Origin of the sequence: Candidatus Poriferisodalis sp. (assembly GCF_965262965.1) — a bacterium.
GTDB lineage: Bacteria > Actinomycetota > Acidimicrobiia > Acidimicrobiales > Poriferisodalaceae > Poriferisodalis.
The window spans coordinates 3,592,205-3,605,131 of the sequence record NZ_OZ253573.1; the positions used below are offsets into that span (position 1 = coordinate 3,592,205).

Annotated in this window: 16 protein-coding genes; 11 read left to right on the top strand and 5 right to left on the bottom strand. The window is 65.0% G+C overall.

All coding sequences use genetic code 11. From position 1 onward, the window contains the following. Positions 1-4: 4 nt before the first annotated feature. From ACQY5K_RS17150 to ACQY5K_RS17170, 5 genes are all read left to right on the top strand, one after another. Positions 5-1,210, top strand: a complete 1,206-nt coding sequence (locus tag ACQY5K_RS17150) for an alanine racemase (RefSeq protein WP_428117822.1) — start codon at positions 5-7, stop codon at positions 1,208-1,210. Next, positions 1,207-1,977 (top strand): ATP-binding cassette domain-containing protein, encoded by a 771-nt coding sequence (locus tag ACQY5K_RS17155; RefSeq protein ID WP_428117825.1) that lies wholly within the window; start codon positions 1,207-1,209, stop codon positions 1,975-1,977. The genes ACQY5K_RS17150 and ACQY5K_RS17155 overlap by 4 nt, the downstream gene beginning before the upstream one ends. Next, positions 1,974-2,858: an ROK family protein gene (locus tag ACQY5K_RS17160; RefSeq protein ID WP_428117828.1), complete on the top strand. Its 885-nt coding sequence runs from the start codon at positions 1,974-1,976 to the stop codon at positions 2,856-2,858. Before ACQY5K_RS17155 ends, ACQY5K_RS17160 begins: the two co-directional genes overlap by 4 nt. Next, positions 2,855-3,577 (top strand): glucosamine-6-phosphate deaminase, encoded by a 723-nt coding sequence (locus tag ACQY5K_RS17165; protein ID WP_428117830.1) that lies wholly within the window; start codon positions 2,855-2,857, stop codon positions 3,575-3,577. The genes ACQY5K_RS17160 and ACQY5K_RS17165 overlap by 4 nt, the downstream gene beginning before the upstream one ends. 215 nt (positions 3,578-3,792) lie before the next feature. After that, positions 3,793-4,263: an excisionase family DNA-binding protein gene (locus ACQY5K_RS17170; protein WP_428117833.1), complete on the top strand. Its 471-nt coding sequence runs from the start codon at positions 3,793-3,795 to the stop codon at positions 4,261-4,263. A gap of 216 nt (positions 4,264-4,479) precedes the next feature. Here ACQY5K_RS17170 and ACQY5K_RS17175 read toward each other — a convergent pair whose 3' ends face one another. The 4 genes from ACQY5K_RS17175 to ACQY5K_RS17190 all read right to left on the bottom strand — a co-directional run bounded on the left by ACQY5K_RS17175 (position 4,480) and on the right by ACQY5K_RS17190 (position 7,429). Then, complete coding sequence (locus ACQY5K_RS17175) at positions 4,480-4,914, bottom strand: type II toxin-antitoxin system VapC family toxin (RefSeq protein ID WP_428117836.1); 435 nt, start codon at positions 4,912-4,914, stop codon at positions 4,480-4,482. Beyond that, positions 4,911-5,147, bottom strand: a complete 237-nt coding sequence (locus ACQY5K_RS17180) for a type II toxin-antitoxin system Phd/YefM family antitoxin (RefSeq protein ID WP_419920804.1) — start codon at positions 5,145-5,147, stop codon at positions 4,911-4,913. Before ACQY5K_RS17180 ends, ACQY5K_RS17175 begins: the two co-directional genes overlap by 4 nt. A gap of 570 nt (positions 5,148-5,717) precedes the next feature. Then, on the bottom strand, positions 5,718-6,038 hold the full coding sequence (locus ACQY5K_RS17185; RefSeq protein WP_428117839.1) for a hypothetical protein: 321 nt from the start codon (positions 6,036-6,038) through the stop codon (positions 5,718-5,720). A gap of 410 nt (positions 6,039-6,448) precedes the next feature. Then, complete coding sequence (locus ACQY5K_RS17190) at positions 6,449-7,429, bottom strand: hypothetical protein (protein WP_428117842.1); 981 nt, start codon at positions 7,427-7,429, stop codon at positions 6,449-6,451. 174 nt (positions 7,430-7,603) lie between these two features. On the opposite strand from ACQY5K_RS17190, the gene ACQY5K_RS17195 reads away from it, so the two are divergent. After that, positions 7,604-7,807: a ribbon-helix-helix protein, CopG family gene (locus tag ACQY5K_RS17195; RefSeq protein WP_428117845.1), complete on the top strand. Its 204-nt coding sequence runs from the start codon at positions 7,604-7,606 to the stop codon at positions 7,805-7,807. Next, positions 7,804-8,193 carry a type II toxin-antitoxin system death-on-curing family toxin gene (locus tag ACQY5K_RS17200; protein ID WP_428117848.1) on the top strand — a complete coding sequence of 130 codons (390 nt, stop codon included), beginning with the start codon at positions 7,804-7,806 and terminating at the stop codon, positions 8,191-8,193. The genes ACQY5K_RS17195 and ACQY5K_RS17200 overlap by 4 nt, the downstream gene beginning before the upstream one ends. On the opposite strand, the gene ACQY5K_RS17205 is transcribed toward ACQY5K_RS17200, so the two are convergent. Next, complete coding sequence (locus tag ACQY5K_RS17205) at positions 8,167-8,430, bottom strand: HigA family addiction module antitoxin (protein ID WP_428117851.1); 264 nt, start codon at positions 8,428-8,430, stop codon at positions 8,167-8,169. The genes ACQY5K_RS17200 and ACQY5K_RS17205 overlap by 27 nt on opposite strands. 187 nt (positions 8,431-8,617) lie before the next feature. On the opposite strand from ACQY5K_RS17205, the gene ACQY5K_RS17210 reads away from it, so the two are divergent. From ACQY5K_RS17210 to ACQY5K_RS17225, 4 genes are all read left to right on the top strand, one after another. Next, complete coding sequence (locus ACQY5K_RS17210) at positions 8,618-11,443, top strand: type I restriction-modification enzyme R subunit C-terminal domain-containing protein (protein ID WP_428117854.1); 2,826 nt, start codon at positions 8,618-8,620, stop codon at positions 11,441-11,443. Positions 11,444-11,633: 190 nt separating this feature from the next. After that, positions 11,634-11,915, top strand: coding sequence for a hypothetical protein (locus ACQY5K_RS17215; RefSeq protein WP_428117857.1), 282 nt, complete (start codon positions 11,634-11,636; stop codon positions 11,913-11,915). A gap of 198 nt (positions 11,916-12,113) precedes the next feature. Beyond that, positions 12,114-12,395: a hypothetical protein gene (locus ACQY5K_RS17220; RefSeq protein WP_428117860.1), complete on the top strand. Its 282-nt coding sequence runs from the start codon at positions 12,114-12,116 to the stop codon at positions 12,393-12,395. Next, positions 12,392-12,766, top strand: a complete 375-nt coding sequence (locus ACQY5K_RS17225; protein WP_428117862.1) for a clan AA aspartic protease — start codon at positions 12,392-12,394, stop codon at positions 12,764-12,766. The genes ACQY5K_RS17220 and ACQY5K_RS17225 overlap by 4 nt, the downstream gene beginning before the upstream one ends. Positions 12,767-12,927 lie beyond the last annotated feature (161 nt).

A 12,927-nucleotide genomic window follows, 5' to 3' on the forward strand; every position in this document is an offset into this window, starting at 1 on the left:
AGAAATGTTCCTTCGATCCCTGCTGGACCGCAACCCCGGATTCGTGCGGGCCGCGGTGGAACTGCACCAAGCGGGAGAGATTCCGCCGAACAGCTATGTGCTGGACCTCGATGCCATCGAGGCGAACGCACGAGTGCTGTGCACGCGGGCCCGAACGCTCGGCCTCACCGTGTACGCGATGACCAAGCAGATAGGCCGGGCCCCGGGCGCGCTGGCGGCCATGGCAGCCGGCGGCGTCGATGGCTTCGTGGCGGTCGACATGGCGTGCGCGCGCCCCATCGTTCGCAACGGGCATCGGCTCGGCCACGTCGGTCATCTGGTGCAGGTTGCGCGCGCCGAAGCTGTCGAAGCTGCTGCCATGGCGCCCGACTACTGGACGGTCTTCTCTGCGAACAAGGCGGCAGAGGCCGCCGCAGCCGCAAGCGCCAGCGGTCGATCTCAGCGACTCATGCTGCGTGTCTTCGATCCAGGTGACACGTTCTATCCCGGTCACGAGGGAGGCGTGCCACTCGACGACCTCCGCTCGGCTCTCGACATCATCGCAGCGCTCGACGGGGCCGAGTTCGCCGGACTCACTACGTTTCCGGCAATGCTCTTCGATGAGCAGCGAGGCAGCGTCGGTGTCACTCGAAACGTCGAGACGCTGGCGCGCGCGGCTGAGCTCGTTCGACGGCACCCGGCGTGCCCCGCGCAGCTCGAGATCAACCTGCCGGGGACGACGTCCACCGACGTCCTCGGGCTGCTCGCCGAGTCCGGGGCCACGCAGGTCGAGCCTGGCCACGGCCTCACCGCCACCACGCCGCTGCACGCGCTTCGGGATCTGCCCGAGCAGCCCGGGGTCCTGTACCTGAGCGAGGTGGCCCACATTCATCAAGGCGTGCCGCTCTGCTTCGGTGGCGGCCTGTACGTCGATCCGGTGTTCGGCGACTACGAGGTCAGCGCGGTGATCGCGCACGACGCTGCGGAGATCTCGACGTCCCCCGTGCCGGTGGACATGCCCGACCCGGCGGCGATCGACTACTACGCCCGACTCCATCGGGGGTCTGGCCGCGTCGTGTCGGAAGGCGCGACCGTGGTCTTCGGCTTCAGAATCCAGGCCTTCGTGACCAGGGCGCTCGTGACCGGGCTGTCGGGAGTGTCGCGGGGCGAGCCTCGGGTGGTCGGGGTGTGGAACGGTTTTGGCGATCCAGGCGGAGCGGGTTCGACGTGACCGCTGTCACCGCATTGGAAGCCACAGGCATCGGCAAGTCGTTTCGCGCCGTGCGGGCGCTCGACGATGTCGCACTGAGCTTGCACTACGGCGAGGTGACCGCGCTGCTCGGAGACAACGGAGCCGGCAAGTCGACTTTGGTGAAGTGCCTTGCGGGGGTGTACCGGCCTGATGCAGGGACGATCCTCGTCAATGGAGCCAAGCACGAGATCGGTTCGCCCGAGGGGGCAAGGGCACTGGGCATCGAAACGGTGCACCAGACGCTGGCGGTGATCGATCCGCTTGATGTCGTCGAGAACTTGTTCCTCAACCGCGAGCACACTCGTGGGGGACGGTTCGGGTCGTGGCTCGGAGTGCTCGACAAGAGGCGCATGCGGGCCGAGGCAGCGGAGATTCTGGGTCGCCTCGACATCCGCCTTCCGTCGTTGCGGCGGCCGTTGAGCGCACTGTCGGGCGGTCAGCGTCAAGCGGTCGCGATCGGGCGGGCTGCCGCGTGGGGCCAGCAGATCGTGTTGCTCGACGAGCCCGCTGCCGCATTGGGTGTCGAGCAGGCCGCACGCGTGCTGGATCTGATTCGCGCACTGCGCAGTGCCGGCGTGGCCGTCTTGCTCATCACCCACAACATGGACAGAGTCATGGCCGTGTGCGACCGGGCAGTGGTGCTGCGCCGAGGGCGCACAGCAGCGGAGGTCGATGTCAGCTCGGTGACCAAGGACGACCTTGTCGCGTACATCACCGGTGCCCGCAGCGGGGGTCCCCCGACATGATCCACGACCCGAGCATCCGCAGGGAATCGGACGCTGGCGATGGGCACGATCCCAGATCCGGCCACGCTGCGCTCGACGACCGATCGCTGCAGGTCGGCATCGACGTCGGCGGAACGAGCATCAAGGGAGCGGTCGTGGATCTCGCCGTGGGAGAGCCGTCGGGACCCGTCCTGACCGAAGCCACGCCCCCGACGGCGACGCCGCACGACGTCATCGCGGCAATCGGCCGCATCACCTCGGCTGTCGGATGGACTGGACCGGTGGGCGTCGCTCTGCCGGGTGTGATCGATGGTCTGTCGCTGCGACACGCTCCGAACTTGGATGCGTCCTGGGAGGACGCGGACGCGCTGGCCTGCTTGCGTGCCCCGTCCGGAGCGAACGCGGTGTTGATCAATGACGCCGACGCAGCTGGCCTCGCGGAGCTTCGATACGGCGAAGCCCCGCTCAGGGTGACCGGGCTGACCATCGTGCTGACCTTCGGGACCGGCGTCGGCAGCGCACTGCTGCACAACGGCAGCCTCATCGCGAATTCAGAGCTCGGCGGCCTGATCGTCGGCGGTGCCTGCTTCGAAGACGTGGCGTCCGGACGCGCGATCTCCACAGACGGGCTCACGCCGAGTCAGTGGGCGCAGCGGGCACAGCCGTTCTTCGAGATGATCGAGGCGGTGCTGCACCCGTCGTGCTGGGTCGTCGGCGGTGGACTCAGCAATGACTTCGACCGATTCGTCTCCGAGCTCGAGCTGTCCAAGCCGATCTCGGTCGCTCATCGAGGCATGCATGCGGGCATCGTCGGTGCCGCAGTCGCAGCCACGGTGGGTTTGGGGGCCGGTGAGGTGCCCCGCAGCGATGACGATGGCGTCGGCGTGCCGATCACACAATGAGGATCATCGTCGCTGAGGATCGAGAGGCTGCCTCAGAATGCGCAGCGGACATTGTCGAACGCTTTGTGCGGAGTCAGCGACGAGCAAGCCTTGGGGTTGCAACCGGGAGCACGACCGAGGCGCTGTATGCCGAGTTGGCTCGACGCCACCAACAAGGGGGTCTCAGTTTCGCCGGCGTTGACGTGTACCTGCTTGATGAGTACGCGGGCCTCGATCCTGACGATCCGTGCCGCTATTGCAGCGTCGTGCAGCGGGCGCTGGCCCGCCAGGTCGACCTGCGCCGCGATGCAGTCCACTGCCCCGATCCTGACGCGCCCGATCTCGAAGGCGAGTGCTGTCGCTACGAGCACTTGGTTCGGAGTGCACCTATCGGCCTGCAGATCCTGGGCATCGGGTCCAACGGCCACATCGCCTTCAACGAACCAGGTTCTTCGTTTGACAGCGTCACTCGCATCGTGCCCCTCAGTGAGCAGACCCGCTCCGACAATGCGGGCTTCTTTGGCGACGGCCGTCCCGTTCCTGAGCTTGCCATCACGCAGGGGATCTCCACCATCCTTGCGGCGGCCGAACTGTTGCTGCTCGCGTGCGGCGACCGCAAGGCCGCAGCCGTGGCCCAGGCCGTCAGCGGACCCGTGTGCGAAGCGGTCCCCGCTTCAGCTCTGCAACTCCACCCAAGCGCGACCGTCATCCTCGACCCGGACGCCGCATCCCGCCTCTAGCGAACGCTCGCCGACCGGGTCCTCACCGTCGGGGAACCGATCGGCTCCGAACTGAGTCTGATTTCACAAAGAACGCCTGCTCGGGTTGAAGTTCATTGGCTGATTCATCGAATTGTTCGAACCAACTGCCGAAGACATTCCGGCAGAGCCGACAGAACCAGCGCGACGCAGGCGCAAATCGCAGCAAACACGGTGGGCCACAAGGAGGTCAGACCATGGCGAACGCCGCGCTCATCGAGCGTGATCTCACCTTGCCCGACAACGAGATGGTTGCGCAGGCAGCGGATGCTGTGCGGGCACTTGAGGATTTCTTGAAGCGACATCGCGACCTTGCGACTAGCTCTGTGACGTTCGCACCCGGCGACGATGCTGCCCTGCAAATACCCGGAGCCGCGCTCGAGATGCTGATCGACGTGCTGGCGCACATGGCCGTCGGTGACGCGGTCGGCATCGCACCTGTTCACCCCGAGCTGACCGTCCCGCAGGCGGCGGACCTGATGGACGTGCCGCGCAGGTACCTCGAGAAGCTCCTCGACGACCGCAAGTTGCCATACCGCAGAGTCGGCAAGGCCCGTCGTGTGCTGCTTTGCGTCGTGGCTGACTACCAGCGACGCGAAGCTGCCCTCCTCCGCCGGCTCACCGACGAGCTCGCAGCCGAGGCCCGCCGCCTCCGCCTCGACTACTGAAATCGGTCGACGGCGGCCACAGCCTGGCGACGAGCTGACCGAGCGCATCGCTCTCGATCCGCACGCCGACGATCGTCTACCTGCGTCAAGGCAGCGAGGTGTACCGCTCTACTGGCGCAGTCACTCCGTCATCGGCACAAGAGACGCTCCAGACCTACGCGTAACCCCGCTCCGGATAGCCCGGCCTCGCGACCCGGCGCGGCTTCAGTGATGCGTTTACGGGTCAGTGGTCGCGGCGTGTCGCCCGGGGTGGGGGACTTCAACGAGCTGGAGTTCGCTGATGGCCGTGAAGTCGTCCGGATTGGCGGTGTACAGCGGCAGCCCGTGAGCGATCGCTGTTGCAGCGATGAGAGCGTCATAGGCGCGTGAGGTGGCCTTACGGCCGGCGGCGCGCAAGTCGGCGGCGACGCGGCCAAATGCACGCGCAGCGACCCCGTCGAAGGGGAGCGGTTCGAAATCTGATTCGGCCTGTTGGACGTGCGCCTGGCGACGGCTTCGTTCGGTTTCGTCGGATGTCGCCAACGGGCCGGCGGAGAGCTCGGCAAGAGTGATCGTCGTGATCACCGGTTCAGCAGGCAGCACGGCAGGATCCGTGATTTGGGGCAGCAGGATCACGGTGCTTGTGTCGAGCACCCCCCGGCCATCGCTCACAGCGACGGGTCCGCGAGTTGATCGATGTCGCGGCGGAGCGCGTCAGGATCGACTCGCGGCAAATGTCGCCAGCGCTCGAGAAGTGTCGCCCCATCGAGTCCCCGGCGGGGCAGCGGTCGCAGCTCGGCCACGGGTCGCCCCGACCGAGTCACGGTGAGCCGTTCACCTGCCTGAACCCTCGTCACCACATCACCTCCATGATTGCGAAGTTCGCGGATCGTGACCTCATCCATACCGTAACGTATCACTGGTGAGACATACGGCGGCGTGGGTTGGGTCGGGACCGTCGCGAGGTAGTCAACCTAGATCTGTGCTCGATCAATGTGAATTGATTTTGAACGCACAAGCATGACCGCAGCGAACTCCCGAGTGACGTGCCCGACCTCCGGCAGCAGAACCCAGCTGAACCACCGTGCTTGACAGCCGCCTACCACGTCGGGTTGGTGCGGGCGGCAAGGCGCGCAGCCGATTGGGCCAGTGCCTCGTCCTGCGCCCTGGCGAAGGTACGCAGCGACAAGCTCGGCGGACAAACCCCCGCCGCATACGCTGAACAACACAAACGACAACACCCATGACAACTGGACCGACAATCAGGTCCCTGTCACCACCTCGACTCGGGCACGGCCGAAGGACCGAACTGTGCTCGACGTGCAGTCCACACAGCGGCGCAAAGAAAAGGACCCCGTGAGGTCCGGGGTCCAGAAGCCTGGGACACACGATTGCATTCGGCCGAGGCCTACTAATCGGATCCGTCAGACACCCGTTATGCTATTGCGCCAAAGCGGTCGCCGCAAGCTGTGGCGTCAGAACACGACTATGTGATTGGGCCACCTGCGGCCCCTGTGAGTGCGTCTGCGCCCGAGCGTTTGCAAGAGCGTGGCTCCGACACCGGTGTCCAAGAGTTGCATCGCGTCGTCGCCCTCGACGGCAAAGTGCTCAACAAGAGCCTGGAGTTGCAGGGGCATCGTGGTCCGTTGTGTCATGGGATGGCGCATCTTGGCCTTGTCGATGCTCGCCGTGTAAGTGATGCAGTCAAGTTCGGCGATGATCTTGAAGACTTCCTGGACCAGCGCCTGGTTCCGTTGCCGCCGCCATTCATTGGGCCGGATGGCCCGAGTCGTCAAGGAACAGCATGCGGGTGGCGCGTGGGGGTTTCATCTGGTGCTTCCCCCACTGGCAGAGCAGGAGGATCGAGCGGCATCGTTGCCGTCATTTCGACGGTAGTGCCGTTCAGATTCGGCAGGCATGTGGATTCCTAGTTGTGCTGCTCGACCAGCGATCCCGAGAAGCGCAGCCGAAGCGGTCCGCGCCCGATCTTCGACGGGATGCACGAACCGACCGCACGAAGCGGTGGTGCAACGAGTGGTCATCGTGGGAGCGGGACCTTCATGCGGGATGCGGCTGTAGGGGCCTGTTGCCGCCGATCGGCCAGCGGATTGCAGCCGCTTGTGGCACTCCAGCTGGAGCTCGTCGGGCAAGTCGAAGTGATCGCCGCCCGCCGGAGTCTGACGAATCCGCTCAAGCACGCGCGGCGTCAGTTGCAGTTGCCGTCGCTGCCGACGTCGCGGTGGCTGTAGCACAAGGGTGTGGCCGCAACGCTTCGCAGCGTGTAGGGGCCTGCGTCGGTATTGATGTCGCCGTCGGTGAGGGCGGCGATCCAGTCTCCGGTGGTCTCAGCGGTGATCCACAAGCGATAGCCGCGTACTGCGTCATCGGGCTGGCCGACCACATCGACAGTGAGTTCGGCCAAGGCTTCAAACGCACTCGTCGGGGACGTGAATCTGATTCGTGACGGTGGTTCGTCGGAGGCGAATTCGGCGGCGACCTGTTGGGCGAGTTCGGTCATGGTCGGTGCCGACGGGGTGGGGCCGATGGCACCCAAGACTTGTGCGGTCACATCGAGCCGGGTGTCGGGCGACAGGGGGGCGAGATAGTTGCTGCTGGCCCATCCGGTGACCGGGCCGGCTTGTATCTCGTGCCAAGTGCTGGTGCGCAGGTCGCGTGTGCGACCTGTGGCCGTTACACCCACGACGTCCAGCGTCGCAATTGTCTCGGTGGCTTCGGGACTTCCGACCAGGATCGACTGCTCGCCACTGGCCGAGTTTGCGATGCTCAGCGTGAGTGTGGCGACGACATTGCCGTTGGGCACGTCGCGGACGTTGAGGAAATCGTCGTGGCTGACGCCGACAACGCCGAGTTGCGTGCCCGTCGCTGGTCCGACTGCCGACGGCGTGCCGGGAAGCGGTGCCGTCGTGGCCGGTGTCGCCGCAGCCGTCGAGGGCGGTTCGGCAGGTGGCGGCGGCGTGCCGGGGGCGATTTCATCCGGTGCGTTCGCAGCCGGACGGGCGGCCGTCGTGCTTGGTGCCTCGATGGCAACAGAAGCGGTTGTCGGCGGGGCGACCTCGGTGGATGGCGAGGTCACTTGATCGTCGGTGGCACCCAACGCGACGAAGAGCGACAGCACCGATAACACCAGCGCTGTGAACGCCATCGCAGCGACGAATCTGTTTGTCATAGCTGCGGCCATCCCTCTAACGCGGTCATGAGCCCCCGGTATACCGCGGCTTGGTCTCGCCGTGGTGACGGTGACTCCTGTGGGTGGACGGATGCTGATGCGTGGTGTTCAGCCTTCGGCAGGCGGCGGCGCGCTTCCTTCTGCTCTTGGTATCGACTTGATACCATTCGTCTCATGGCGATGACACTGAGGCTCACCGAGGAAGAGCAAGACGCATTGCGGCGGCGAGCGGTTCTTGATGGCACCTCCATGCAAGAAGCAGCCCGGCGAGCGGTGCGCGAGTACGTCACCAAGGCCGAGCACCGGGACCGCGTCGCCTCGGCAGCAGATCTCGTCATGGAGCGTCATGGCGACGCACTCAGGCGCCTGGGCGAGTGAATCAGGGCTTTGAGTACCTCGACACCGAGGATCTCGTCGAGCTGGCGCGCCGGCTGCTCGGCGATCCGCCGCCGATTCGCGATATCGGCCTCCTTGGGGCGGCAGCGGCGCGACCGCAGGCCTCCGCGTTCGGCGAAGACGCCTACCCCGACATCTGGTCCAAGGCGGCGGCATTGCTGCACTCGGTGGTCAACAACCATCCGCTGGTCGATGGCAACAAGCGTCTCGGCTGGCTTGCCACGGCCATCTTCTTGGAACTCAACGACGCCAGCGTGAGCGCCGCCACCAACGACGACGTCTACGTCCTCGTCATGAGCGTTGCATCGAGCGACATCGGCGTGGAGGACATCGCAGCAGCGCTACGTGCCATGGGTGCGCGTGTGTAGCCGGTAGGTCTCTTCGAGGTTGAGCCACAGTTGGGTCGATGTGCCGAGAGCTACGGAGAGCGCTTGCGCCAGATCCGGCGTGATCTCAATCTGGGCCTCAACGATCTCCGAAACGACACGAGACGGTCGGCCCATCATCCCGGCCAGTTGTGCAACCGTCCAGCCACGCTCGGTGAGCTCGTCACGCAGATGCTCACCCGGCGGAAACGCCTCTGCAGGAATAAGTTTCGATGGCATGGTGGCCCCCCCAACTACTGACAGCTAATCGTCTTGACAAGGATCACGGTCGGTCCGCAACCACGAGTCCCGGCAGGACGACGTGAGGTGTCGTTGATCGGGACATGCCGAGTGACGCTTCCGCCGGCCAGTGCGAGATCGTACGATGACCACTGGTGTGGGTTGGTGATCATTGTCCGGGGACTCAATGACTGACTACTTGGCCCCCGAGCAGTTGGCCCGCCGCGATATCGACGAGCAGCTGGAAGCCTGCGGCTGGGTGGTGCAGGATTACACGAGCGCAGCGGTGGCTGCCGCTCAGGGTGTTGCAGTCCGTGAAGTCCCGACCGCGGCCGGTCCCGCGGACTATGTCCTCTACGTCGACAGCCAGGCGGTCGGCGTCATCGAGGCGAAGAAGGTCGGGACAAGCCTCAAGGGGGTCGAGCCGCAGACCCGGAAGTACCAGGCTGCCTATCCGAACGAACTCCCAGCATTCAACGTCGATGGCGTGCTGCCGTTCGGCTACGAGTCCACGGGCACCGAGACTCAATTCACGTGCGGGCTCGACCCAGTTCCGACGAGCAGGCGGGTCTACACGTTCCACCGCCCCGAAACCCTGGCGCGCTGGCACGAGGACCATGTCGAAGGTCGCGCTCCTGGATTGCGGGCCGGTGTGCGGTTGCTTCCCGAACTTGACACCGATGCGACGCGCCTGTGGCCTGCGCAAGCCGAAGCCATCCGCAATCTCGAGCAGTCATTTTGCGAGAACCGCTTGCGGGCCCTGATACAGATGGCCACAGGTTCGGGCAAGACCTTCACGGCTGCCAATGCCTGTTATCGCCTGGTGCACCACGCTGGTGCCCGGCGCATTCTCTTCCTCGTCGATCGGGCCAACCTTGGCCGCCAAGCCCTGCAGGAGTTCCACCGCTTCAGGGTCCCCGGCAGCGGTCGCAAGTTCACCGAGCTGTACAACGTCCGGCATCTCACGTCGTCGCAGCTGGACATGGCCAACGAGTCAGCAGCAAAGGTTCACATCTGCACCATTCAGCGGCTGTACTCGATTCTGCGTGGTGACGAGGGCGGCGGCCACGACGTGGATCTCGACGAGCAGAGCGGCTTCGACACTGAACCGCCCGAGCGAGTTGACGTCGCCTACAACCCCGCCGTTCCCATCGAGTCCTATGACGTGATCATCGTCGACGAGTGTCACCGCTCCATCTACGGCGTGTGGCGGCAGGTGCTCGAGTACTTCGATGCGTTCTTGGTGGGGCTCACGGCGACGCCCGGCATCCAGACGGTCGGCTTCTTCGAGCAGAACCTGGTGATGCGGTATACGCACGAGCACGCCGTAGCGGAGAGGGTCAACGCCGAGTTTGATGTTTTCCGCATTCGCACCGAGATCACCGAGTCGGGCGGCACGGTGCCTGCGGAGTTCGTCACCAAGTTCCGCGACCGTGAGACCCGTGCGGTCAGTCTCAAGAAGGTCGACACCGACATCGACTACGACGCCGCTCAACTCGACAAGCGTGTGGTGGCGCCCGATCAGATCCGCACCGTCGTGCGCACGCTGCGCGATTCGCTGCCCGAGATGTTCCCCAAACGGGTGCGTCGAGACGATGGCCTGCTCGAGCACATTCCCAAGACACTGATCTTCGCGAAGGACGACAGTCACGCTGACGACATCGTGAAGATCGTTCGGGAAGAGTTCGGTCTCGGCAACGAAGGGGCAGTGAAGATCACCTACCGCTCGGGTGAGGGCGGCAACAAGCCCGAGGATCTGCTGCAGAAGTTCCGTACGAGCTACGAGACGCGCATTGCGGTGACGGTGGACATGATCGCCACTGGCACCGACGTGAAGCCGATCGAGTGCGTGGTGTTCATGCGCCTGGTGCGCAGCCGCAACTTCTTCGAACAGATGAAGGGGCGTGGCGTACGGGTGATGGAACGTGACCCGTTGCGGGCAGTCACGCCCGATGCCGAAGCCAAGGATCGTTTCGTGATCGTGGACGCCGTGGGCGTCACCGAGCTCGATCTGCATGACACCGTGCCGCTGGAGCGCAAGCGCGGCGTGAGCTTCGACCGGCTGCTGAACCTGATCGGCATCGGCTCGGCCGATCCCGATGTGGTGTCGTCGGCAGCGTCGCGCCTCGCCCGCCTCGATCGCCGCATGACAGCCGAAGACCGGGCCGAGGTGGAAGAGGTGGCAGGCACCTCGCTGGCCGATCTTGTGCATCGCATGATCGACGCACTCGATCCCGACCGTCAGTACGCGGCGGCTTCTGAGGATGCAGGCATCGAGGAGCCCACGTCCGAACAGGTAACTGCCGCCGGTGAGAAGTTGATTCGAGAGGCCGTGCTTCCGCTCACCAGCAACGCCGCTCTGCGTCAGAAGCTGATCGATGTGCGCCGCAGCTACGAGCAGGTGATCGACACGGCATCAAAGGACCAGGTGATCTCAGGCGAGTTCTCTCTCGAAGCAACGGATCGGGCCCGGTCGCAGGTCGAGTCGTGGCACCAGTTCATCGAAGACCACCGGGACGAGATCACGGCGCTGGAGGTGCTGTACAGCCAGCCCTACGGCAGCGGCCTCACCTACGGTCAGATCAAGGAGCTGGCTAACGCGATCGAAAAGCCGCCGCATCACTGGACCCCAGAATCGCTGTGGCAGGCCTACGAGGCGCTCGACAAGTCGAAGGTGCGAGGCTCAGCCCACCGCGTGAACACCGACTTGGTGAGCCTGGTCCGCTATGCGCTCGGAGAAGCCGACGAGCTGGTCGCCTTCCCCGATCTGGTGAACGACCGCTTCGAGGCGTGGCTGCTGCAGCAGGCGAACGCAGGCCGAACGTTCACCCCAGATCAAGCCAAGTTCCTGGAGCTCATCAAGGACCGAATCGCCACCAACCTCGGCATCGAACCCACCGAATTGATGGCACCACCCTTCAGCACCCAAGGCGGCCTCGGCAAAGCCCGCCAGCTCTTCGGCGACGAGCTTGACGCCCTGCTCGACGAACTCGCCACTGCCCTCGCCGCGTGACCGGTCGTCAGCGATGATCGGTGCGAGTGATGCCCGAGGCTGACCGGGTTCATGGTCGCCCTCGCCGCATAGTCGGCTGGCAAGGGCGTCCGAGGTGCGTCGCCCCGCGAGGGGCGAAAATCGCTTGGAGCCGATCAGCAGGCCAGAGCTAGTCTGGAGCTGTCGGAGCGAGCGGCGTGAGGTGATGACCGTGGCAGTTCGCAGCGCACCAGATACCGAACCTGAAGAGACGGCCCGCCGTGGCCACGAGATTTACGAGCGTGACATCAAGCCGGCCCTTGCCGAAGACCAGCACGGCCGCTACGTGGCCGTCGACGTCGACAGCGGGTGTTGGGTAATCGCCGACACCTTCCTCGGGGCCACCGACGATTTGTACGAGCGGCACCCTGATTCATGTGACGTCTGGTTGCTGCGCATCGGTTATCGGGCTGCGTTCAACCTCGGAGGCCGCCCGCTGCGGAGTTCTGAGTGACCGAAGGCCGCGTCAATGCCCGCCAGCTCTTGGGCGACGAGCTTGACGCCCTGCTCGACGAACTCACCACGGCCCTCGCCGCGTGATCGCCCGGCAAGGGCGTTTGGGGCGCGTCGCCGCTCGCGGGCCGAAAACCGCTTGAAGTCGATCGACTGGCCAGAGTTAGGCTGAAGTGGTCGGCGCGAGCGACGTGAGGTGATGGCCTTGGCAGTTCGGAGGCGGAGTGCGCGTGAGGAAACGGCTCGTCGCGGCGAAGAGATCTACGAGCGCGACATCGAACCGACCCTCGCTGAAGACCAGCACGGCCGCGTCGTCGCCATCGACGTCGACAGCGGCGACTGGGCCATCGCCGACGAGGTGCTCCAAGCCGCGGCCGATCTGAGAGTGCAGCGTCCTGAGGCAAACGATGTGTGGCTGCTGCGGGTGGGCTACCGCGCGCTGCACAGCTTCGGCGGGCAACGGTTGCGGTCGCCCTCATGATCGAGGGCACCGTCAACACCGGCCTCGAAGCGATCATCACTCTGGCCGTTTCAGGTACCGCCGAACGGAGCAGCCGGGTGGATGCTCTCATCGACACTGGTTACGGCGGCGATATCACCCTTCCTTCTGATGTGGTGAACGACCTCGGACTGATGCGGGTCGGCAGCACGAAGCTGATGTTGGCAAACGGCAACGAGGAGGTCTTCGACACCTTTGTCGCAAGCGTCGACTGGTCGGGCAGCGAACGAGGCGTCGCGGTGCATGAGACCGAGTCGGTGCCACTGATCGGCATGCAGATGCTTGAGGGTCAGCGATTGCAGGTGGATGTGGAGCGCGACGGACGCGTCCTCATCGAGACTCTTCGCGGATGACCCACGAGCTGCCCCCCGGCTGGGAACTGACAACGCTTGGCGAACTCACCACGGCCCTCGCCGCGTGAGCGACAATCTCCCGCCGGGCTGGAAATTGACGCAGCTGCACGATCTCGCAGCCTCTGAGCCTCGGGCGATCACAGATGGGCCCTTTGGCTCCA

Coding starts and splice junctions, on each gene's coding strand:
- ACQY5K_RS17160 (WP_428117828.1), top strand. CDS start 1,974: ATGATCCACGACCCGAGCATCCGCAGGGAATCGGACGCTGGCGATGGG.
- ACQY5K_RS17170 (WP_428117833.1), top strand. CDS start 3,793: ATGGCGAACGCCGCGCTCATCGAGCGTGATCTCACCTTGCCCGACAAC.
- ACQY5K_RS17210 (WP_428117854.1), top strand. CDS start 8,618: ATGACTGACTACTTGGCCCCCGAGCAGTTGGCCCGCCGCGATATCGAC.
- ACQY5K_RS17165 (WP_428117830.1), top strand. CDS start 2,855: ATGAGGATCATCGTCGCTGAGGATCGAGAGGCTGCCTCAGAATGCGCA.
- ACQY5K_RS17225 (WP_428117862.1), top strand. CDS start 12,392: ATGATCGAGGGCACCGTCAACACCGGCCTCGAAGCGATCATCACTCTG.
- ACQY5K_RS17180 (WP_419920804.1), bottom strand. CDS start 5,147: ATGGATGAGGTCACGATCCGCGAACTTCGCAATCATGGAGGTGATGTG.
- ACQY5K_RS17220 (WP_428117860.1), top strand. CDS start 12,114: ATGGCCTTGGCAGTTCGGAGGCGGAGTGCGCGTGAGGAAACGGCTCGT.
- ACQY5K_RS17150 (WP_428117822.1), top strand. CDS start 5: ATGTTCCTTCGATCCCTGCTGGACCGCAACCCCGGATTCGTGCGGGCC.
- ACQY5K_RS17195 (WP_428117845.1), top strand. CDS start 7,604: ATGGCGATGACACTGAGGCTCACCGAGGAAGAGCAAGACGCATTGCGG.
- ACQY5K_RS17205 (WP_428117851.1), bottom strand. CDS start 8,430: ATGCCATCGAAACTTATTCCTGCAGAGGCGTTTCCGCCGGGTGAGCAT.
- ACQY5K_RS17190 (WP_428117842.1), bottom strand. CDS start 7,429: ATGACAAACAGATTCGTCGCTGCGATGGCGTTCACAGCGCTGGTGTTA.